Annotated in this window: 17 protein-coding genes; 9 read left to right on the forward strand and 8 right to left on the reverse strand. The window is 41.1% G+C overall.

Features of this window, described 5'->3' with window-relative positions; genetic code table 11:
- Window positions 1–125 precede the first annotated feature (125 nt).
- Complete coding sequence (locus L1068_RS19695; protein WP_237131589.1) at window positions 126–2,582, forward strand: PBP1A family penicillin-binding protein; 2,457 nt, start codon at window positions 126–128, stop codon at window positions 2,580–2,582.
- 98 nt (window positions 2,583–2,680) lie between these two features.
- Here the strand turns inward: L1068_RS19695 and metL are convergent, their stop codons facing one another.
- Window positions 2,681–5,017 (reverse strand): bifunctional aspartate kinase/homoserine dehydrogenase II, encoded by a 2,337-nt coding sequence (gene metL / locus L1068_RS19700; RefSeq protein WP_237131590.1) that lies wholly within the window; start codon window positions 5,015–5,017, stop codon window positions 2,681–2,683.
- Between the two features lie 8 nt (window positions 5,018–5,025).
- Window positions 5,026–6,246, reverse strand: a complete 1,221-nt coding sequence (gene metB, locus L1068_RS19705; protein ID WP_237131591.1) for a cystathionine gamma-synthase — start codon at window positions 6,244–6,246, stop codon at window positions 5,026–5,028.
- 190 nt (window positions 6,247–6,436) lie between these two features.
- Here metB and metJ point away from each other — a divergent pair, with 190 nt between their 5' ends.
- Entirely contained in the window at window positions 6,437–6,760 is a 324-nt protein-coding gene (metJ, locus tag L1068_RS19710; RefSeq protein WP_010562146.1) for a met regulon transcriptional regulator MetJ, read from the forward strand.
- 45 nt (window positions 6,761–6,805) lie between these two features.
- On the opposite strand, the gene L1068_RS19715 is transcribed toward metJ, so the two are convergent.
- Together L1068_RS19715 and rpmE are read right to left on the reverse strand one after the other, a co-directional pair.
- A complete protein-coding gene (locus L1068_RS19715) occupies window positions 6,806–8,047 on the reverse strand; it encodes a malic enzyme-like NAD(P)-binding protein (protein WP_237131592.1) in 1,242 nt (413 codons plus the stop codon).
- 398 nt (window positions 8,048–8,445) lie between these two features.
- Window positions 8,446–8,661, reverse strand: coding sequence for a 50S ribosomal protein L31 (gene rpmE / locus L1068_RS19720; protein ID WP_010562148.1), 216 nt, complete (start codon window positions 8,659–8,661; stop codon window positions 8,446–8,448).
- Window positions 8,662–8,872: 211 nt separating this feature from the next.
- Here rpmE and priA point away from each other — a divergent pair, with 211 nt between their 5' ends.
- The 5 genes from priA to L1068_RS19745 all read left to right on the forward strand — a co-directional run bounded on the left by priA (window position 8,873) and on the right by L1068_RS19745 (window position 14,003).
- Window positions 8,873–11,047 carry a primosomal protein N' gene (priA, locus tag L1068_RS19725; protein WP_237131593.1) on the forward strand — a complete coding sequence of 725 codons (2,175 nt, stop codon included), beginning with the start codon at window positions 8,873–8,875 and terminating at the stop codon, window positions 11,045–11,047.
- Window positions 11,048–11,061: 14 nt separating this feature from the next.
- Window positions 11,062–11,583, forward strand: coding sequence for an SPOR domain-containing protein (locus L1068_RS19730; protein ID WP_100914210.1), 522 nt, complete (start codon window positions 11,062–11,064; stop codon window positions 11,581–11,583).
- Between the two features lie 131 nt (window positions 11,584–11,714).
- The gene (gene hslV, locus L1068_RS19735; RefSeq protein WP_010562151.1) at window positions 11,715–12,236 is read left to right on the forward strand and encodes an ATP-dependent protease subunit HslV; all 522 of its coding nucleotides are present in this window, start codon (window positions 11,715–11,717) and stop codon (window positions 12,234–12,236) included.
- Between the two features lie 6 nt (window positions 12,237–12,242).
- On the forward strand, window positions 12,243–13,571 hold the full coding sequence (hslU, locus tag L1068_RS19740; protein WP_237131594.1) for an HslU--HslV peptidase ATPase subunit: 1,329 nt from the start codon (window positions 12,243–12,245) through the stop codon (window positions 13,569–13,571).
- Window positions 13,572–13,634: 63 nt separating this feature from the next.
- A complete protein-coding gene (locus L1068_RS19745) occupies window positions 13,635–14,003 on the forward strand; it encodes a gamma-butyrobetaine hydroxylase-like domain-containing protein (protein ID WP_237131595.1) in 369 nt (122 codons plus the stop codon).
- Here the strand turns inward: L1068_RS19745 and L1068_RS19750 are convergent.
- From L1068_RS19750 to L1068_RS19760, 3 genes are all read right to left on the reverse strand, one after another.
- Window positions 13,993–15,873, reverse strand: coding sequence for a methyl-accepting chemotaxis protein (locus L1068_RS19750; protein ID WP_237131596.1), 1,881 nt, complete (start codon window positions 15,871–15,873; stop codon window positions 13,993–13,995). The genes L1068_RS19745 and L1068_RS19750 overlap by 11 nt on opposite strands.
- 76 nt (window positions 15,874–15,949) lie before the next feature.
- Window positions 15,950–16,999 carry an MJ1255/VC2487 family glycosyltransferase gene (locus tag L1068_RS19755; RefSeq protein WP_237131597.1) on the reverse strand — a complete coding sequence of 350 codons (1,050 nt, stop codon included), beginning with the start codon at window positions 16,997–16,999 and terminating at the stop codon, window positions 15,950–15,952.
- Window positions 16,996–17,505 carry a phosphatase PAP2 family protein gene (locus tag L1068_RS19760; protein ID WP_237131598.1) on the reverse strand — a complete coding sequence of 170 codons (510 nt, stop codon included), beginning with the start codon at window positions 17,503–17,505 and terminating at the stop codon, window positions 16,996–16,998. Before L1068_RS19760 ends, L1068_RS19755 begins: the two co-directional genes overlap by 4 nt.
- Before the next feature lie 324 nt (window positions 17,506–17,829).
- On the opposite strand from L1068_RS19760, the gene rraA reads away from it, so the two are divergent.
- Window positions 17,830–18,330 (forward strand): ribonuclease E activity regulator RraA, encoded by a 501-nt coding sequence (gene rraA, locus L1068_RS19765; protein WP_237131599.1) that lies wholly within the window; start codon window positions 17,830–17,832, stop codon window positions 18,328–18,330.
- Window positions 18,323–19,372 carry a formimidoylglutamase gene (locus L1068_RS19770; protein ID WP_237131600.1) on the forward strand — a complete coding sequence of 350 codons (1,050 nt, stop codon included), beginning with the start codon at window positions 18,323–18,325 and terminating at the stop codon, window positions 19,370–19,372. Before rraA ends, L1068_RS19770 begins: the two co-directional genes overlap by 8 nt.
- Window positions 19,373–19,409: 37 nt before the next feature.
- Here L1068_RS19770 and L1068_RS19775 read toward each other — a convergent pair whose 3' ends face one another.
- Window positions 19,410–21,215, reverse strand: a complete 1,806-nt coding sequence (locus L1068_RS19775) for a GGDEF domain-containing phosphodiesterase (protein WP_237131601.1) — start codon at window positions 21,213–21,215, stop codon at window positions 19,410–19,412.
- Between the last annotated feature and the right edge of the window lie 14 nt (window positions 21,216–21,229).

The following is a 21,229-nucleotide window of genomic DNA, read 5'->3' on the forward strand; positions in this document are numbered from 1 at the left end:
CTAATCCTTTTTTTTATAATTATAATAACTTTATAAAATCTAGCGAAAAAATTTTATTCAAAAATTAATCAGGATATACTACCAGTGTTATCTTGTAATTGGGAGTCCATTCTCGGGAATTTTCTGTGGCTTTTATAAAAAACTTTTTACGTTTTATTATCATATGTACCATTCTTGGTACTTTTGCAGTAGTTATCCTTTACTTTTACGTAAAGCCCGAACTACCCAGCGTTGCCGTTTTAAAAGACGTGCAACTTCAAACACCTATGCAAGTATTCACCAAAGATGGCCAATTAATCAACCAATTTGGTGAAAAAAAACGTATTCCGGTTACGATAGATCAAATTCCGCAAGATTTTTTAAACGCCATACTCGCGACTGAAGATAATCGTTTCTACGATCACCCTGGCATCGACCCAATCGGCATTGTCCGCTCTGCAATCGTACTAATTACAACAGGCGAAAAGAAACAAGGTGCCAGTACCATTACCATGCAAACGGCGCGTAACTTCTTTTTAACGCGCGAAAAAGCATACATGCGAAAAATAAAAGAAATTTTTATTGCGTTGCATATTGAGAGCCTAATGACAAAAGATGAAATATTGGCACTTTATCTCAATAAAATAGAACTTGGTCATCGTGCATTTGGTGTTGGCGCAGCAGCGCAGGTTTACTACGGCAAAAATTTAGATCAACTTAATTTGCCACAGCTTGCGATGATTGCTGGTTTACCAAAAGCCCCTTCATCATTAAACCCTATAAGTAATCCAACTCGAGCAAAACACCGCCGCAATGTTGTTCTTTCTCGTATGTTAGTTGAAGGATACATTTCACAAGCACAATTTGACGAAGCAAGTAAAGCGCCAATAACAGCGAAAAAACATGGTGCAGAAATCGAGTTTTCTTCACCTTATATTTCAGAAATGATTCGAGCAGACATGGTTGCACGCTTCGGGTTAGACGGCGCGTATAACAACGGCTATAAAGTTTACGCAACCATCACAGCTAAAAACCAAGCGGCTGCGCAAAAAGCGTTAATGGATAATATTCATAACTATGACCATCGCCATGGTTTTAGAGGAGTTAACATTTATTTATGGAACTCCGAAACTGACGCTGCTTGGCAACGCAATGAAATCCTCTCTTATCTCGAATCAGTAAATGAAATCGGATATTTAAAAGCAGCTGTTGTAGAGCAAATTGATGAGCAAAATGCTTATGCAGTACTTAAAAACGGCAATTCAATCACAATTCCATGGGACGGATTAAAGTGGGCTCGTCCATACATTTCACATTCACGCCAAGGAAAGCCACCTAAAACAACCTCAGATATACTCTATCCTGGGGCGTTCGTTTGGCTACAGCAAAATGAAGATGGTCAATATAAACTATCTCAAATGCCCGACGTGAGCAGTGCAATAGTGTCTCTTAATCCTCAAACCGGTGCAATTGAGTCACTTGTTGGTGGTTATAGCTTCGAGTTATCACAATACAACCGCGCAACCCAAGCAAAACGTCAAGTGGGTTCAAACATTAAGCCATTCCTTTATTCAGCTGCAATTGAGCACGGCTACTCATTAGGCTCAATAATTAACGATGCACCAATAAATAGCTGGAACTCCGCACAGCGCATAGCATGGCGTCCAGAAAATAGCCCACCTAATTACGATGGCCCAATTCGTGTGCGTCGCGCATTAGCACAGTCTAAAAACGTGGTTGCAGTTCGCCTGTTACGAGGCATAGGCGCACGCGAAACAGTTGACCATTTACTTAAATTTGGCTTTTCGCCTGAAGACATTAAACCACATGAGGCACTTTCACTCGGTGCTGCTTCGTTAACGCCTTTAGAAGTGGCACGTGGTATGGCAACGTTTGCCAATGGCGGGCATTTAATTGAACCTTATTTTATTGACCGTATTGAAGATGCCGAAGGCAACATCGTATATAAATCTCAACCGTTAGTAGTTTGCAATCAGTGTAGCGCTGAAGAAGTGCGTGATAGCTTTCATTACGCACCTCGCGTAATTAGCGAACAAAATGCCTTTTTAATTGCCGACGCGATGAACACTGCAATCTATGGAGAACCAGGTTGGGTTGGCACTGGTTGGCGTGCAAAAAATTTAAAACGTAATGACTTATCAGGTAAAACCGGTACTACAAACGATATTGTAGATACTTGGTTCTCAGGCTTTAACAGCCAAGTAATTACCACTGTATGGGTCGGCTTTGATGATGCCGGCAAGCGTTTAGGCAGAGTAAGTTACAACAATAATTTAAGTCGCAATCAATTTGCAGGCGGTGAATCTGGTGCACGAACGGCGCAGCCTGCATGGCTTGATTATATGCGTGAAGCACTAAGAGGTATGCCTAGTACACCTATTGAACAACCTGAAGGGCTCGTCTCTGTGAGAATCGACCGTAAATCAGGATTACTAACTAAAAAAACCGATAACTCGTCACGATTTGAGTATTTTATAAAGGGAACAGCACCAACGCAGTATACTCAGCAAGAAGTACAGAATTTATTTGACCCTTATACAACAACGACTGATTCAGGAAAAACAACTGAAGAGCTATTTTAACGGTATCAATTCATTTATATAAATCAGTTTAAATAAAACAAAAAGCCGCTAACACTGTTAGCGGCTTTTTAATATTAATTACCCTGAGTTAAGGTTAATTACTCTGATAGCTTATGGCAAAGCCAATATAAATCAGAATGCACTCCCGCAGCGGTAACTTCACGCCCTGCTCCAGGTCCTTGAATAATCAATGCGTTGTCAGCATACCAAACACTATTGATCACAAAAATGTTATCGCTCGGAGTTAGTGTTGCAACCGCAGCTGATGGAGCAACAGCTTTTAACCCCACTTTTGCCGTAATAGGTGAGGTTGTGGTATCAAGCTCAGCCACATACCTAAGCGTTTTACCTTCTCTTTGTGCATCTAGAGCGAGCTCTTCCACAAATGTATCAAGTGACTCACGTTTTGCTAATGCATCTTGCCAAGACCCTTCGGCAAGCTCTCCTGGCATCCACGCCGATAACTCAATGTCGTCTAGTTCAAGTGATAAACCAAGCTCTCTCGCCAAAATAAGTAACTTTCTTTGCACATCACGACCAGAAAGATCTTCACGCGGATCAGGCTCGGTAAAGCCCAGCTCTCGTGCTTGCTCAACTAAATCTGAGAACTTTTTATCGAGCGAATAATTTGCCCCTAACCAAGACAATGTGCCCGAGAACACACCACTAATTTTAGTGATTTTATCGCCTGAGTTTTGCAGGTCTTTTAAAGCAAAATTAATTGGTAAACCGGCACCTACACTTGTGTTGTAACGCCATAGTAAATTTTTCTCTGTCTGCAAGCGGCGTAAATTTTCATACCAATTTAGCTCTGCGGTGCCCGCATATTTATTTGCTGAAATAATATGACAATCGTGCAACGCAAATTCAGGGTATAACTTACTAAACGCTTCACTTGCCGTGATATCAATCACCACTTTATGACCATAATCAAGCTCTTTAATAAACTCGATAATCTGCTCAGGTGACGACGCTTTTGCATTATTTTTGAAGTTTGCACTGGCTGTTGCCAGCTCGATACCCTGGCCATTTAACAAACTCGTACTTGAGCGCAATAAGCCTACTAACTTAACTGGTAACAAAGTATTTAGACGCGCTAACTGGTCATTAAGCTGTGATAAAAACACCTCTCCAACATTACCAATACCCGCCACAATCACAGCTAATTCTTGTTTAGCGGTGATCAATTCTTCATGTAATAATGACAGCGTATCGCTTTCAAGCAACTGGTCGCCAAGTAAAATAGCAAAGCCATTTTGACTCCACGCACCACGTAATGTCATGCTTTGCTTCTCTAATAATGCTTTTGCACTTTCAAGTAACTGCGATTCACTGCCGGCCTCGCTCACGATTGCCACACCAGAAACATTCGATTCAATAAGCACCGCATCTTGTAAATAATATGACGCAACTTGCTCGCCAAACTGACTTGGTACAAGCAGTAACGTATTTCCCTCTACCTCAAGCGGCTGAAGCGGATGCTGCAGAATAATGCTTAACTCTCGAATGCTATCTTTATTGTTATGAGTAAGTTGAAATACATCAACACTGGCTAGTGTCGTTAAAAAACGTTTTGCTTTCGCTTGTTCGTTAGCAACCACTTGCGTGCCATCACTATGGCTATCGTAGCTACTACGAACGACTAATTTAATATCGCTGTCTTTTAATGGTGTAAGCGTTTTAGCATGCAATACAGGGTTACCCAATCGCGCTAATTGTTGTGCTTGCTGCTGGCTAATTTTATTGTATTTAACCGCCTTCTCTACTTTACGTGGATCGGTACTGTAAACGCCTTGAGTATCTGTCCAAATTGTAACACTGCTGGCATTAATATATTTACCAAGCAAAGTCGCACTGTAATCGCTACCATTTCGGCCTAGCGTCACCGTGTTACCCACTTCGTCACTTGCGATAAATCCTGTCACCACATTAAGTTGATCGCTCTTTAATGCCTGACAGCGTGCAGTATTTTCTTGATGCTTAAGATTATTTTGTGCAACAACAAATAGCTTGCGGCTATCAAAGTGAGTCGCAGCAACCCCTTGCTTATTTAAATAATGCGCAAGTAATCGGGCAGACCACAGCTCACCGTGAGCAAGCAACCACGCCTGCTCTAACTCTGCACAGCCAGCACGTTGAGAGATTGCATTAATATCATCAATAAAGTGAGCATACACTTCACTTTTATCACCTAGTAATTCAGAAATCAGTGCGCATTGGTGATCTTTTAGTAACGCAATTACCTCGCCAACACCTTTATGATCTTGATTGTGATAACACGACCACAAGCGCACAAGCGTGTCGGTCGTTTTACCTGCTGCAGATACAACAATGGCATCGCCATACGCTAGTTGCTGACAAATATTGGCAACTGCATGGTAGCGCTTAGCACTGCTTAGGCTTGACCCACCAAATTTATATACTTGTTTTGTCATTTAAATAATCACCACAATGCAGGTCGTGCAGCGCAGCATTGAGTGCTTTTTTCTCCACCAGCAGCGACATCTTTGTTAATTGTTTTTGCAAATGCTTGTTCAAGATCTGCGATTAAATCTTCAACATCTTCAATACCAACAGAAATACGAATTAACGTATCGTTTACGCCCGCTTTAATGCGTGCTTCAGGCGCCATGCCGGCGTGTGTCATGGTAGCCGGGTGGCAAATTAAGCTCTCTACACCACCAAGTGATTCAGCAAGGCTAAACTGTTCTACACTCGTTAAAAATTTAGCCGTATCTTCAATTGTGCCTTTAATACTAAAGCTCACCATGCCACCAAAACCTTTTTGCTGTGCTTTTGCTAAGTCATGTTGTGGATGACTTTCAAGGCCTGGGTAATAGACTTTCTCTACATGCTCACATGTCTCTAAGTAACGAGCGATGGCAAATGCGTTTTCTTGGTGCTGTTTAATACGCACATTTAAAGTACGAATACCACGCAGCGTTAAATACGCATCAAATGGCGCACCTGTAATGCCAATATTATTTGCCCACCAAGCGAGCTCTTCACCTAACTCCGCAGTGCGTGTGATAACCACGCCACCAACAACATCTGAGTGGCCATTGATGTATTTTGTGGTTGAGTGGATAACAATATCTACACCAAATGAAATTGGGTTTTGTAATGCAGGAGATAAAAACGTGTTGTCAGTTCCCACTAACGCCCCTACCGAATGAGAAACTTCCACTACTTTGGCAATGTCAGTTAAACGTAAAACTGGGTTACTTGGCGTTTCAATCCACACTAGCTTAGGTTTAATTGCTTTAATCTGCTCATAGCAAGACGCTTGTGTAAAGTCGACAACCGCTACTTTTAATAAACCGCGTTTTTCAAGGCTCGTGAATAAACGGTAACTGCCGCCATAGCAATCATGAGGAATTAAAATGGTGTCTTCTGGTGTTAAGATTTGTGTGCATAAGTGAACAGCAGCCATACCTGTTGCAGTTACAATCCCCTTTTTACCACCTTCTAGCTTAGCAAGCGTATCAGCCAAAATATCGCGATTAGGATTACCGCTACGGCCATAATCATAATCACGCTTTTTATCAAAATCGGCGAACGAATAAGTCGTCGATAAATATAACGGTGGAACAACCGCACCATGATGCTTATCTGCGGTAATGCCATTGCGAACAGCAAGGGTTGTTTGTTTGTTCTGCTTCATAACTCTGCCAATTAGATGTTTAGACGTCTAAAAGGTTAAACCACTAAACAGTGGAAGTCAAAACTTTTACACGTCTATATAGCCAAATAAATGATATTTGACTATATATTTTAAAACGATAAAATTTTGCCTCTTAATATACAGGCTATCGTCAAAATTAAATCGTAACAGATATAGGCTAGTACACTTTATGGCAACTGAATGGAACGGTGAATATATTCACCCATATGCAGAACACGGTAAAAAATCAGAACAAGTGAAAAAAATTACCGTATCTATCCCACTTAACGTATTGAAAGTACTGACAGACGAGCGCACTCGTAGACAAGTAAATAACTTACGTCATGCAACCAATAGCGAACTACTGTGTGAAGCATTTTTGCATGCGTTTACAGGTCAGCCATTGCCAGACGATGAAGATTTGAGAAAAGATAACCCTGAGCATATTCCGCAGCGGGTAAAAGAAATTCTTGCTGAACGCGGCTTACCAGTTCCAGAGCTTGAAGATGAATAAAAAAAACCTCAGCAATTGCTGAGGTTTTTTTTGCTTTTAATCAAGTTAAAGCATGTAGTTTTCTGGCATTTCAATCTGCGCAACGCCCGACTCAACCGCGGCTTCAGCAACAGCACGCGCTACACGCGGAAGCAAACGCGGGTCCATTGGCTTAGGAATGATGTAATCTTTACCAAATTCAAGATTTGATTCACCAGACGCTGACAATACCTCTTGCGGTACTGGCTCTTTAGCAATTTCGCGAATCGCATTTACCGCCGCAATTTTCATTTCGTCATTAATCGCTGTTGCGCGCACATCAAGCGCACCACGGAAAATAAACGGGAAGCACAATACGTTGTTAACTTGGTTAGGGTAATCTGAACGACCTGTAGCCATAATTAAATCATTGCGCGCAGCATTCGCCACTTCCGGTTTAATTTCCGGATCAGGGTTAGAACACGCAAATACTACTGGCTTATTTGCCATCAGCTTTAAATCTTCAGGAGCAAGTAAGTCAGGACCTGAAACACCCACAAATACGTCTGCTTCTTCAATAACATCTTGTAAGGTGCGCTTATCTGTATTGTTTGCAAATAGCATTTTGTATTCATTTAGGTCTTCACGACGCGTATGAATAACCCCTTTTCTATCAAGCATATAAATGTGCTCACGTTGTGCACCACATTTAATTAACAGCTCCATACACGCAATTGCTGCTGCACCTGCACCTAAACATACAATTAATGCATCTTTTAACTTTTTACCTTGGATCTCTAACGCATTCAGCATGCCCGCCGCAGTTACAATCGCGGTACCATGTTGGTCATCATGAAATACTGGCACACTGCAACGTTCAATAAGCGCTTTTTCAATTTCAAAACACTCTGGCGCTTTAATATCTTCTAGGTTAATACCTCCAAAAGTATCTGCAATATTTTCTACAGTATTAATAAAGTCTTCGGTAGTACGGTGCTTAACTTCAATATCAATTGAATCTAAACCAGCAAAACGCTTAAATAATAACGCCTTACCTTCCATAACAGGTTTTGATGCAAGCGGCCCTAAATTACCTAAACCTAAAATTGCAGTACCGTTTGAGATAACAGCGACCATATTACCCTTTGCAGTATATTTGTATGCATTGTTCGGATCTGCTGCGATCTCACGAACCGGTTCAGCAACACCAGGACTATAAGCTAATGCAAGATCATTAACTGTCTCTGCTGGTTTGGTTAATTCGATGCTGATTTTTCCAGGAACGGGTTCAGAATGGTATTGTAGCGCTTTTTCTCTTATGTCAGACATGCGTGCCTTATCCTACGATGTTAAAAGTGAGAGATACTGGTTTAATAGTACGGCATTTAGAGTAAATAGAAGTTAAATGCGGTTATATCTTAACCTAAGACCATAGTTGAATTTACAACAATAGGCTTGTGGATATTTTCTGCTAAATCATTACCAGATTGAAGTTAATTCAGATCCGACCAGATTCACAGCCATCTATTTTTTACACTCGACAGATACTATTTTGCCAACAGATAGTAAAAATAATGAATATTGAAGCTATCTATAATCCAGTATATAGCCATCTATTTAGAATAAAAAGACATAGAAAAACCATATAACATGACAAAAATTCATATTAAATTTTAGATACAAAAAAAGCACCCTTAGGTGCTTTTTTGAAAGAACTAAAATAGCTCTTATTTTTTGCTTGAAAGCGCGCCAAAACGCTTGTTGAAGCGATCAACACGACCACCTGTATCAAGCACTTTTTGCTTACCAGTGTAGAACGGGTGACACTCTGAACAAACATCTAAGTGGATGTCTTTACAAAGAGTTGAACGCGTTTCGAATTTGTTACCACAAGAACAAGTAGCATTGATTGCTTCGTACTTAGGGTGGATACCTTCTTTCATAGTAAACCTCTAATTAGGCCGCATCGCTCTCCAAACCCGAAGTCTGGCACCATACGTTGTTAAACAAAAATATATAGGGCGCGAATTCTAGCCAACTAACATATCAATAGCAAGATCTTTAACCATCTTCAGATAAATTTTGTTTAACACTAGCCGCAAACACAATGCCATGATTTAATTTCCACAAATGCGCTCTAAAAATAAAAGTTGAATGACTACGCCTGTTGTTGCAGAAATTGCCTTAAATATACCGCTTTACCGTAACTTTGATTACCTCGTAGAACCTCAGTTTCAAACTAATATTGCGGTGGGTTGTCGTGTTGCAGTTCAATTTGGTCGTCAGCAACTTATCGGCATTGTTGTTGCGTTAAAATCAAATAGTGAATTTCTCGATAAACTAAAACCTATTTCACGTTTAATTGATAACAACGCGATTATTGATCGCCATATGATTAGCCTGATCGAATTTGCGAGTCATTATTATCAAAACCCGCTTGGAGAGTGCTACCAAGTTGCACTACCAACTCTGTTAAATAAAGGCGAAGCACTTGATAAGTCTGCGGTGCCCATCATTAAACTGGTCGATGAAAATGCATCAGTGAATGGTAAAAAACAGCGCCAACTAATCGAGCATTTAGTTGATTCGGGCAGTACGCCAGTTACCGAATTGAGTGCGCTCGGGTTTAGTAGTGCAACCGTTAAATCACTGCTGGAAAAAGCGATTATTGAGAAAACGGTTGAATATAATCGTGATTGGCAATCAAAACCTATCGCAATCGGCGATAAACCCAAACTTAAGCGTGAACAAGCTATTGCACTTGCAGCAATTAATCAAGCTACAGGCTATACGTGCTATTTGCTTGAAGGTGTAACTGGCAGCGGAAAAACAGAAGTTTATCTGCAAGCTTTAGAAAAGCCATTGCAACAAGGTAAACAAGCGTTAGTACTGGTACCCGAAATTGGCTTAACGCCACAAACCGTTAACCGCTTTCGTAGGCGCTTTCCTAATGTGCCTATTATGCTTTGGCACTCAGCAATGACGGATAATGAACGCCTATCAACTTGGCGTGCAGCACAAACTCAAAGCGCTGCCATCGTAATTGGCACCCGCTCTAGTGTGTTTTTACCATTTGCCAAACTTGCGATAATTATTGTTGATGAAGAGCACGACTTGTCATTTAAACAGCAAGATTCTCTGCGCTACCACGCCCGTGATTTAGCTTGCTTCCGCGCTGCTAAACTTGCTATTCCACTAATTTTAGGTAGTGCAACGCCGTCGCTCGAAACGATTCATAATGCCACAAATAATAAGTACCAATTGCTTACATTAACTGAGCGAGCACAAACACAAAGCGATAATCAGTATGTGCTACTTGATATGCGAGGGCAGCATCAGCAGTCTGGTCTTGCGCTTGCAACGCTTGATTACATCAAAAAAGAGCTTACTAAAGGTAAGCAAATTATGGTGTTTTTAAATCGTAGAGGTTTTTCGCCTAGTCTTATTTGCCACGAATGTGGCTGGTTAAGCCAATGCCAACATTGTAGCGCCAATGCCACCTATCACAAACATATTCGCAATTTAATTTGCCATCATTGCGGTGCGCAAGAGCATGTGCCAACACAATGTCCAAGTTGTGGTAGTACGCAAATTATCCCTGCAGGACAAGGTACAGAGCAAGTTGCTGAGTTTTTAGCTGAGAGCTTTCCAGACACCCCAATCACCCGAGTTGACCGCGATTCAACCCGCAAAAAAGGCAGTTTGGAAAGCGTATTGCACGACATAAACAAAGGCGAACCACGCATTTTAATTGGCACGCAAATGCTCGCTAAAGGACATCATTTTAGTGAAGTGTCGTTAGTCGTCATTATGGATGTCGATAGCGGACTCTACTCTTACGATTTTCGCGCTACAGAGCACCTAGCCCAATTAATTACCCAAGTTTCAGGTCGCGCAGGGCGTAGCGGTGAAGCCGGCACGGTATTGCTCCAAACGCATTTTCCAGAACATCCGCTATTACAAGACTTAATTAATAATGGCTACCAAGACTTCTCCCGTTATGCTTTGCGTGAACGTCAAGAAACCTTGCTCCCCCCCTACACTAGTCTTGCAATCATTCGTTGCGAATCGCATAAGCTAAACGACATCAATAATTTTTTATACGACCTTATTCCAGAACAACTGCCTTCTGGTATACAATTGCTCGGACCTGTTCCTGCAGCACTTGAGCGCATTGCAGGCAAATACCGCTACCAGCTCCATATTCAAGGTAATGAGCGCAAGAAATTGCACTTATACCTACATCAACTTGTTAGCTACATAAGTCAAAGTAAGCTAGCAACAAAGGTCCGCTGGAGTATCGATATCGACCCAGTTTCAATGGCATAAGAAAATAGTAAACAATGGCCCAAAGAGATTACGTAAATAAAAAACGTGCCCCTAAAAAAACAACCCCAAGCAAACGCCCTTTTCCTGTTGCTGCGTTAGTAGCCGCGGTTGTTTTAGTGTCGGCCGGTATTTATGGCTTGTACTTTATTACCACTAATAGCGATGTAAAAGCATCGCAGCAAAAAGTTGCCAAAGAACAGACAAAAGCACCTAAGCCTAAGCCGAAAAAGCCCGATTTCATCGAAGAAATTGAAAATGCCAACATTGAAGTTGAAGTTACAGAACAAGAACAAAAAGGCCCCTACTATATGCAATGTGCATCGCTACGTAATCGTGATGATGCAGAAGCGTTAAAAGCACAAATTGCGTTTAAGACCGGCCTCATTGCCGATGTAGACCGTACAGAAGGTAAAAATGGCGTATGGTATCGCGTAAAAATAGAACCGTTTGCCACCAAGCGTCTTGCTGAAAGTGCGAACAACCAAATTAAACGTGCGCGCATTTCTCGCTGTCGCATTTATCTAATGCCTAAGTAACACAACTAACACAAATTAAAGCTTGGTAGTTTTGTTTTGCTACCAAGTTCCCTCGCCAAGCCTTGAAATCCTTTGTTTACTCCCCATATCAATAACAATTGAAATTAACAGATTAAACCTAAGGTTTATTTATGACTACGATAGTTTCTGTGCGCCGCGAAGGCAAAGTAGTGATTGGCGGTGATGGCCAAGTTTCACTGGGCAACACAGTAATGAAAGGCAACGCAAAAAAAGTGCGTCGTCTTTATAACGGTAAAGTACTTGCCGGATTTGCGGGCGGTACAGCCGACGCTTTTACACTATTTGAACGTTTTGAAACTAAACTTGAAATGCATCAGGGCCACTTAACCAAAGCGGCTGTTGAAATGGCCAAAGATTGGCGAACTGACCGCGCATTAAGAAAACTCGAAGCGCTACTAGCCGTCGCAGATGAAACTGCATCACTGATTATCACAGGTAATGGTGATGTAGTGCAGCCTGAGCATGACCTAATCGCTATTGGCAGTGGCGGCAACTTCGCCCAAGCATCAGCAACCGCATTACTTGAAAATACTGACTTAAGCGCACGCGAAATTGTAGAAAAAAGCCTTAAAATTGCAGGCGATATTTGCGTTTTCACGAATAACTTCCAAACCATTGAAGAACTGGGGTAATTAAATATGTCTGCAATGACACCAAGAGAAATTGTACATGAGTTAGACCAGCACATTATTGGTCAAAACAAAGCTAAAAAAGCCGTTGCGATTGCCCTTCGTAACCGCTGGCGTCGTATGCAACTTGACGAAGCGCTGCGCAGTGAAGTAACGCCAAAGAATATTTTAATGATTGGCCCAACGGGTGTAGGTAAAACTGAAATTGCACGCCGTTTAGCAAAACTAGCTAACGCGCCATTTATTAAAGTTGAAGCAACGAAATTCACTGAAGTAGGTTACGTTGGTAAAGAAGTTGAAACCATTATTCGCGATCTTGCTGATATTGCAGTGAAGATGACACGTGAACAACAAACCGAAAAGTACAAATTCAGAGCTGAAGAAGCCGCGGAAGAGCGCATTTTAGATGCCTTATTGCCACCAGCAAAAGATGCATGGGGCCAAGCGCAAGATTCTGAAAATAACGCAACACGTCAAGCATTTCGCAAGAAATTACGCGAAGGTCAATTAGACGATAAAGAAATCGAAATTGATGTTTCTCAAGCGCCTGTTGGCGTTGAAATTATGGCGCCTCCAGGCATGGAAGAGATGACTAATCAGCTACAAAGCATGTTCCAGAACATGGGTGGCGAAAAAAAGTCTAAGCGTAAACTAAAAATTAAGGACGCGTTTAAGCTACTTACTGAAGAAGAAGCTGCAAAGCTAGTAAACCCTGAAGAGCTAAAAGAGCAAGCTATCAACGCTGTTGAGCAAAACGGTATTGTGTTTATTGATGAAATAGACAAAATCTGTAAGCGCGGTGAATCATCAGGTCCAGATGTAAGCCGTGAAGGTGTTCAGCGCGACTTACTACCACTTGTTGAAGGTTCAACAGTAAATACTAAACACGGCATGGTTAAAACTGACCATATTCTGTTTATTGCATCAGGTGCGTTCCAAATGGCAAAACCATCGGATCTTATTCCTGAGCTACAAGGCCGTTTACCAATTCGTGTAGAACTAGAAGCACTAACATCATCTGATTTCGAGCGAATTTTAACTGAACCGCACGCATCGCTTACAGAGCAATATCAAGCGCTAATGGGCACTGAAGGTGTTAACGTTGAGTTCCGTGACGACTCAATCACTAAGATTGCGGAAGCTGCGTGGCAAGTAAACGAAAAAACCGAAAACATTGGTGCACGTCGATTACACACAGTAATGGAACGACTAATGGAAGAAATTTCATATGATGCGAGCGAAAAATCAGGTGAAAGCCTGATTGTAGATGCAGCCTACGTTGAGCGTTTCTTAGGTGAATTAGTTAAAGATGAAGATTTAAGTCGTTTTATCTTATAATTTGACTCGTCTTTTATAACAATAGAAAAGGCGCTCATTGGCGCCTTTTTATTTGGGTATTTTATGTTAGTTTCTAAATTGCATTATCACCGTGTTTCAAACTTGCTCGATGTGTATTTTGAGGGGCAAACTCAGCACACATTTACACCCGAATTTTTACGTGTTAATTCGCCTTCTGCAGAGGTGCAAGGTCATGGCAAACCGATTTTAGTAACCAACAAAAAAGACGTTACCATACAAGCGATAGAGCAAGTCGGTCACTATGCCGTGCGCATTATCTTTAATGATGGTCATAATACCGGGCTTTATAGTTGGGATTATTTGTTTCACTTAGCTCAAAATCATGATGCGCTATGGCAAACATACTTAGCCAACTTAAAACAAGGCAAAGCGTCTCGCGACGCCTTGATCCCAATTAAGATTACACATTAAATTTTTCAATTGCTCTGTGCAGTACTTCAGCCTGAGTCGACACTTCTTCACTGGTTTGCGCATTCGTTTCTGAATGCGCTGCCGCTTGCTCCGCAATATCACGAATTTTAATAACGTTTTTATTCACTTCAGACGCCACCTGATTTTGCTCATCTATTGCCGTGGCAATTTGTGTGCTCATATCCATAATCGTTTGTACATCTTCACTAATCGAGTAGAGCAAGGTACCCGCTTGTACTGCTTGCTCTGAACTTGAACTCCCCTGCGTTTTACAGCGTTCCATTACACTTACAACCTCTTGCGTGCGCTGTTGTAATGTCGAGATAATACTTTCGATTTCTTGTGTTGAATCTTGCGTTCTTTGTGCCAGTGAGCGTACTTCATCAGCAACTACCGCAAAGCCGCGCCCTTGCTCACCTGCACGCGCCGCCTCAATTGCCGCATTAAGTGCAAGTAAGTTAGTTTGTTCAGCGATACCACGAATAACATCAAGCACAGAGCCAATTGTTACGGCATCTTGCTCTAGTTGAGTTACAACATCAGACGCATGAGTAAGTGAATTAGTCAATTCAGAGATACGCGCTACTGTAGAGTCAACCTCTTGCTTACCTTGCATTGCACTTTCGTTAGTTGACTCTGCTTTTTTAGCTGCAGCCTCAGTATTGTGTGAAATATCTTGAATTGTTGCCTGCATCTCAGTCGCGGCTGTGGCTACCATATCCGCTTCATGTAATTGTTCACGCATACCTTCACTGGTTTCAGCTGTGGTATTGGCAAGGTTTTCTGTTGCCGAATTTAGAATGCCGAGTGCTTGCTTGACCTCAAAAATAAGGTTTTTAAAGTCATTAATAAAGGAGTCAAAATCACCTGTCATTCGTGCAATTTCGTCTTGACCTGCACTTTGCACACTGCGCGTTAAGTCATTAGTGCTCCGGATAGTATGAATAATGTCGCAAACCTTATTTACAGGTAAAATAATTGAGCGACTAGTCATATAAACCAATGTCATTACAACAATCGTTGACAATACAAATATAATTATAGCCACAGTTGAGGTAAAGTCGGCGCTTTGTTCAATAGCCTTTTTTGTCTCAGCAATCATTTGATCGACCAGTATATCGCTTTTCGCTACACTGGCGGCCATTTTGCCCAAGGCACCTGACTCTAGGTCTAGCCCTAGCGCCTCTTGTGCTGATACTAAAGCTGAAAATTCCCGCTGATAAGTATCTAATAGGGTTGAGAGTTGCGATTGATAACTCGAATCTAGGTCAGCTTGCTGGATATTTCCTTTAAATTTATCAATATTGTTGTTAAAACGCGTTAAGTATTTTTTGTCGAGGCGCAACATAAAGTCTTTCTCGTTGCGGCGTAACTGCAACATATCGGCGAGTAACTGATAGTTATTCTGCTGCTTTAACAAGGTTTCAACTTGATGAACTGCAGCCCTTAAATTACCATAAGCTGCATCTTTCGGGTGCAAACCAATGCGTCGTTGCAGTGCCACCACCTCGTTAAAATCGGCATTGTATTGGTCGATTATGCCGTTCAACTCAGCTAATGTTTTGTTTGATATATCAAGCTCTTGCAGTAGATCATTTAAGTTGCTCGATTTATTTTTCAGTAACTTAAACTCATTATCGAACAGCTCTAGCGATTCGACGTTTTTATAAAATAAAAAATTCTTTTCATGTTTACGCAAAACTCCTTCATGAATAGCCAGCTCTTCTGTTAACTGAATCGCTGTATTCAGTTTAAGCATCACTGATGCTTCATAAAGAATCACTAGCAGCAATATAAACATTGCTGCACCCACAAAAAAAGCATTTAACTGTAGCCGAGCTTTAATTGTTAAGCGTTGTAGCAGCTCCATATAAACCTCTGTTTCATATAATTTTTAGAAAGCTTATAAAAGTATAGATGCTATATAAAATTGTGCTAAAAGTAGATTAGCTTGCAAACATAGGAAGCTGAATGTTTTGCCATAAGTTATCTGATAAGGCTTTTACATCACTTGCACCCGCTGCTATCCAGTCGGTTAACGGACTAGGATCACTTGGAAAATTAATCGCTTGTTTGTTATTAACCGAGAGCCAATCGTCCACTACATCGGTATTTAAACAAGACATACTAGTAGCAAGCCCAGCATTGACTAAGGTAAATGCATTTGACGCTTGCTCAAATTGGCCATCGAGCGGTTTTAGTAGTAACTTTTTACCATAACGCAGCGCTTCGCTTGATAACTCAAAACCCGCGTTACCTATCGTGCCAGAGGCAGAGACCAAATCATTTAAAAAACCAACCCGGCACGGTGAGCGCAGATGAATGTGGTGATTAATGCTTTTATTACTTAACTGTGGGTGATAGCAATAAAATTCGTATTCTGGAAAATGCTGTAATAACGCAATGATCTTCTTTGGATCTTCAAAAGGTAAATAAACCAAGATCTTATTTTCAATAAAGTTGTCTTTTTGCCAGCTTTTAACTGGCTCGATAAATGGCGGAATAATATTTTGATGATACGGAAACCAGTGAACGCCCAAGTAACAATCAGCAGGTGCAAACAACTTTAAACCCAAACGCGTTAACAAGGTCGCCCCTTGCGACGGTACTTTGTTTGATAAAAAAGAGGCTTGGTGACTAATGCCAATGCAAGGTACTTTAGCAAGTTTCGCTGCCCACGCTGAGATGGGCTCAAAATCATTAATAACTAAGTCATAGCCCGATAAATTAAACTTTTTAACATCGTGAATAAATTGACCAACGCGAATATTTTTAAGGGTTTTGAGCTTATTTACACACCCGTTTTCGATGGCAAAAGTAAAACCATCTCGTGTTTGGTAGTCATTAAAGTCAGACATATCAAAATACTTATTTGCAGGTCGGCCGCTAAAAAAGTAATCCACTTTAATACTGCTTTTTGCGAATGACTTAGCCATTGCCCGAGCACGTGTAATATGCCCATTACCAGTACCTTGAATGCCATATAAAATTTTCATAATGAAGCTCCGAAAATACCTACAAACGCAAACCCTGTACCTAGTATAGCGCCTACGATAATGTCGCATGGATAGTGCACACCAAGCATTACGCGTGACAATGAAATGCCAACTGCCAAAAATAATACGTAACTAAATTCAGGAAAATACCAAGTAATAACGCAGGCAAACAGCCATGCAGCGGAGCTATGGCCTGATGGCAAACTAAAACGGTCACTTGGCACCACAAAGCCTTCGACAATTGACTGGCTAGGCCTTTCACGCTTTAAGGTATTTTTCAAAAAGAAGTAAACGGGTCGCTCCACTGAAAACCCTAAAACCAAAGCAAATAATGCTAACTTACTGGTTTCAGTATCAATCAAATAGCATGCTGCCCCAACAAGTAAATACAAAAAGCCATCCCCCAATTTTGACACCGCTTTTATGACGTATAACCTGCGTTTAGACGCTTGGTGATTAAACAATTTAAAAAATGCTTTTCGGTCTAACTGTGAAATGGTTTGCATAGCAATTCTCAATTGCAAGGAGTTAGTTTGACTTTAGATTCACTAAGTAACAATCAGGTGACAGTTTCACGTAATTAAGATGGAAGTTTGATGACCTATTTATGACAGCCAATAACAGAGGTTATTTGTCGGAAGTTATATTCAGTTTAATTCATTGCGGGCCATTTATAGAAACCTAAACATCAATAACTTAAACACACTGACTACAACCCACAATAAAACCTAACGAGCATAGATAAATCATTTACAAAACCATACGAGATCAATTGTATTAATCATGCTGCAGGGTATACTGAGAAAACTATTTAAGCCCTTGGAGCTAATATGGAAATCAATACATCAGACCTGTGTGATCAGTTTGCTGATAGCATCGACGTACTAGAACCTTTGTTTGTTAATTTTGCTGGCGCAACTGCTTTCGCTGGTCAAATTACCACAATAAAATGTTTTGAGAACAATCAACTTGTCCGAGAGACTTTGTCACAGGATGGTTCTGGCAAAGTACTGTTAATCGATGGAGGCGGCTCTACGCGCCGCGCATTAATTGATATTGAACTTGCTGAACTTGCACTTGATAACAACTGGGAAGGATTGGTTGTTTACGGCAGTGTTCGCCATGTTAGCGACCTTGAAGAGCTTGATATTGGTATTCAAGCAGTAGCATCTATTCCAGTAGCGGCAGACAGCGAAGGTTATGGCGAATTAGGTGCTCCGGTTAATTTTGCAGGTGTGTCTTTCTTTGAAGGAGATTACATCTATGCCGATAGCACGGGCATCATCCTTTCTGCTGAAGAGTTGTCGATTGATTTAGACGAAGATGAATAAGCTTAAGATATATACCGAGCAAAGCATTGCTGATTTATGTCAAGCGCGCGCAGGTGAGCAGCGCGTTTGGCAAAGTATTTCGTTTATTAATCAGCAACAATCAATTGAAAATGCACTCGCCGATGCATCTGCCTATGGTATTAAATACGTTCTTGTTGGTATTCCGGAAGATATTGGTCCTCGCGCCAATTTAGGTAATGGTGGTGCCGAACTTGGTTGGCAGGCCTTCCTGAGTAAGTTCTTAAACTTGCAAGCAAACCAATTTATTGCCAGCAATAAAGTACTGTTACTTGGTGAAGTCGATTGTGCCGATATTATGAAACGCGGTAATGGGCTGAGTAACAAAATACCAGCCGAACTCGATACACTGCGCACACTGTGCGGTGAAATTGATGATATCGCCAGCCCAGTATTACAAATGATTTTTGATGCGGGATTAGAGCCAATCGTGATAGGTGGTGGACATAACAATTGCTACCCTATTATCAAGGCACTAAGTGAAAGCAAGCAACAAGCCTGTTGCGCCATAAACTTAGACCCTCATGCTGACTTTAGAGCCACTGAAGGCAGACATAGTGGCAACGGCTTTAGTTATGCACACCAGCAAAACTATTTACGTGACTATCACGTAATCGCTATGCATGAGTTAAAGAACAATCAAGCCATCATTGACCGTATGCATGATGCTGGGTTCTCTTATGATTCTTATCAAGCGATTAAGGTAAGACAAGAGCTTAGCCTGAACGAGGCAAATAAAGCCGCGCTTGCACGAATGCAAGGCTATCAATTGCCTATGGGGATTGAGGTCGATGTTGATAGCATTTCTTATATGCCTGTCAGTGCCTTTACCAATTGTGGTTTGGCAGTGTATGAAGCTGAGCAATTTGTTTATCAATTAGCGCTAAATCCATACACCCGCTACTTGCACCTTTGTGAGGCTGCACCAAGCGAGCATGCTAGTGGTGTAAACCAAGGAATGAATGAGGCCGGACAAATCTTAGCTGCACTTGTTGCCAGCTATTTAAGTGGTCGTGAAGCTTAACTAGCTTACAAAACAGATTTACAAATAACATGAGCGCCTAATAAGGGCGCTCACCGTTGGCAAGACGTTTTTGCCACTGCTTTAACCATCCCAACAAGCCTACATTCGGTAATGGTCTTGAGAATAAATAGCCTTGCGCAGCATGGCACTTCATACTATTGATATAGGTATATTGAGTTTCAGATTCGATCCCCTCACACACCACCTTAATACCTAAGCTATTACTCATATCAATAATGCCGCTTAATAAGCTGCGCGTATTTACATTTTCCGTTAGCTCTTTAACGATTGAACCATCAACTTTGACATAATTTAACGCAAGACGAGGCAATCTAGATAATTGCAATGGCTCAATACCTAAGTCGTCTAAACACACCGCAATGTTATTTTCTTTAAGGCGTCGTAAAATCGATTCACCAAAATCAGGCAACCCCATAAACACATTCACTGGCGCTTCGATAATAATATCGCCTTCGGTTAACCTGTGCTCTACCAGCACATCAGCAAGGTGATCAATAAACTCATCTTGCAGCAATTCTTTACCAAATAAATTAACGCTTATCGGTACATTAATCTCTTCAAGCTTAATTGCTAACGCTAATTCTGCCGCTTTCTCTGACACCCAACGTGCAATCGGTAATGTTAATCCCGCGGCACTAATTTCATCAATAAAGTGTTTTGCCTCTAAAGTACCAAACTTTGGATGATGCCAACGCAACAGCAACTCGATAAACAAAATTTGATTTGTTTCGATATCAATAACCGGTTGAAAATAAAGCTGAAAATCTTTATCAAAATCAAGCACTGATAAATCAGATAGTAGCTGTCTACGTTTGTCTGCTCGCTCTGCTATCTCTTTTTGGAAGGTAATTAACCAATCTATTTCTGACGTAAATTCGATTGCTAAATGCGCTTGTGCGAGTAACTGCTGTGCTGTTAATTGTTTTTTGTCTTCAACAATCGCAGCTCGTAAAGAAAGCTCTGAATCGATGTTGTCAACTTGCGTAGGTTTGTTGTGCACTACGTCGTATATACGGTGAATTAAACGCTGATGAATATGCGCTTCATTCGTAGTATCAACGGCAAAGGCAAAATCAACCCCACCTAAATAACAAAGCTGCACGTCTTCATTAAATAACGATAACGACAGTACATCACCGGTATTTAATTCATCATTAATTTTTTTGCCGAGCTTAGCAATTAATAAATCACCAAAGTCATGGCCCACCATACGATTAATTTGACCCAACCCCTCAAGCTTAATTAAAACCAAAACACGGTTGAGTGATTGAACTTGCCAATTGTCATAGCCATTTAGAAATAAGCTGCGCTCAAGTAGCAACTGTTTGTCGTTATGGGCTTCATTGGTGTGCAATTGCGAAGACAAGGCTATTCTAAGGCGCTTTTCACGTCTAAAGTAGGTATCAAGGTTGGCAAAAATATAGTGAAATACAACTGCAACAGGTGGCCAAGCGCCACTTAAGTAATCTGTAAAGAAAGCGACTGAAAAGCCAAGGAATAGCAATAAACTAACAACGTTTAGCCATAGCGCCATACGCTGTGCCTTTTTTTGCTGCGAAAAATAGCATTCAGCTAACAAAATCAAGGCGCAAATAATAATAGCAACAAGGTTATGGGTTGAAAGAAATGCCAGTGTTGCCACACCAAGCAAAATATCCAACACACGATTTACTGCGTTGCCAGCTTGCAGAATCGCTAATAACCAGCTCACAAGCAACATCCCAGCCACTAAACTAGGAAATGTAAAGATGCTCGTTTCTGTTGCTGCAAACAATGAAAACGAACTAAGCGTTAAACCGCTCGCTGCTATTACTTTTTTCATACGCCTCTCATAGG

The organism is Pseudoalteromonas sp. MMG024 (assembly GCF_021654175.1).
Lineage (GTDB): Bacteria > Pseudomonadota > Gammaproteobacteria > Enterobacterales > Alteromonadaceae > Pseudoalteromonas.

What these genes read in the sequence shown, in the direction of transcription:
- L1068_RS19730 (WP_100914210.1), top strand. Translation starts at nt 11,062, where the DNA reads ATGGCCCAAAGAGATTACGTAAATAAAAAACGTGCCCCTAAAAAAACA.
- L1068_RS19715 (WP_237131592.1), bottom strand. Translation starts at nt 8,047, where the DNA reads ATGTCTGACATAAGAGAAAAAGCGCTACAATACCATTCTGAACCCGTT.
- L1068_RS19745 (WP_237131595.1), top strand. Translation starts at nt 13,635, where the DNA reads ATGTTAGTTTCTAAATTGCATTATCACCGTGTTTCAAACTTGCTCGAT.
- rraA (WP_237131599.1), top strand. Translation starts at nt 17,830, where the DNA reads ATGGAAATCAATACATCAGACCTGTGTGATCAGTTTGCTGATAGCATC.
- metB (WP_237131591.1), bottom strand. Translation starts at nt 6,246, where the DNA reads ATGAAGCAGAACAAACAAACAACCCTTGCTGTTCGCAATGGCATTACC.
- hslV (WP_010562151.1), top strand. Translation starts at nt 11,715, where the DNA reads ATGACTACGATAGTTTCTGTGCGCCGCGAAGGCAAAGTAGTGATTGGC.
- metJ (WP_010562146.1), top strand. Translation starts at nt 6,437, where the DNA reads ATGGCAACTGAATGGAACGGTGAATATATTCACCCATATGCAGAACAC.
- rpmE (WP_010562148.1), bottom strand. Translation starts at nt 8,661, where the DNA reads ATGAAAGAAGGTATCCACCCTAAGTACGAAGCAATCAATGCTACTTGT.
- L1068_RS19750 (WP_237131596.1), bottom strand. Translation starts at nt 15,873, where the DNA reads ATGGAGCTGCTACAACGCTTAACAATTAAAGCTCGGCTACAGTTAAAT.
- priA (WP_237131593.1), top strand. Translation starts at nt 8,873, where the DNA reads ATGACTACGCCTGTTGTTGCAGAAATTGCCTTAAATATACCGCTTTAC.
- L1068_RS19775 (WP_237131601.1), bottom strand. Translation starts at nt 21,215, where the DNA reads ATGAAAAAAGTAATAGCAGCGAGCGGTTTAACGCTTAGTTCGTTTTCA.
- L1068_RS19755 (WP_237131597.1), bottom strand. Translation starts at nt 16,999, where the DNA reads ATGAAAATTTTATATGGCATTCAAGGTACTGGTAATGGGCATATTACA.
- metL (WP_237131590.1), bottom strand. Translation starts at nt 5,017, where the DNA reads ATGACAAAACAAGTATATAAATTTGGTGGGTCAAGCCTAAGCAGTGCT.
- L1068_RS19770 (WP_237131600.1), top strand. Translation starts at nt 18,323, where the DNA reads ATGAATAAGCTTAAGATATATACCGAGCAAAGCATTGCTGATTTATGT.
- L1068_RS19760 (WP_237131598.1), bottom strand. Translation starts at nt 17,505, where the DNA reads ATGCAAACCATTTCACAGTTAGACCGAAAAGCATTTTTTAAATTGTTT.
- hslU (WP_237131594.1), top strand. Translation starts at nt 12,243, where the DNA reads ATGTCTGCAATGACACCAAGAGAAATTGTACATGAGTTAGACCAGCAC.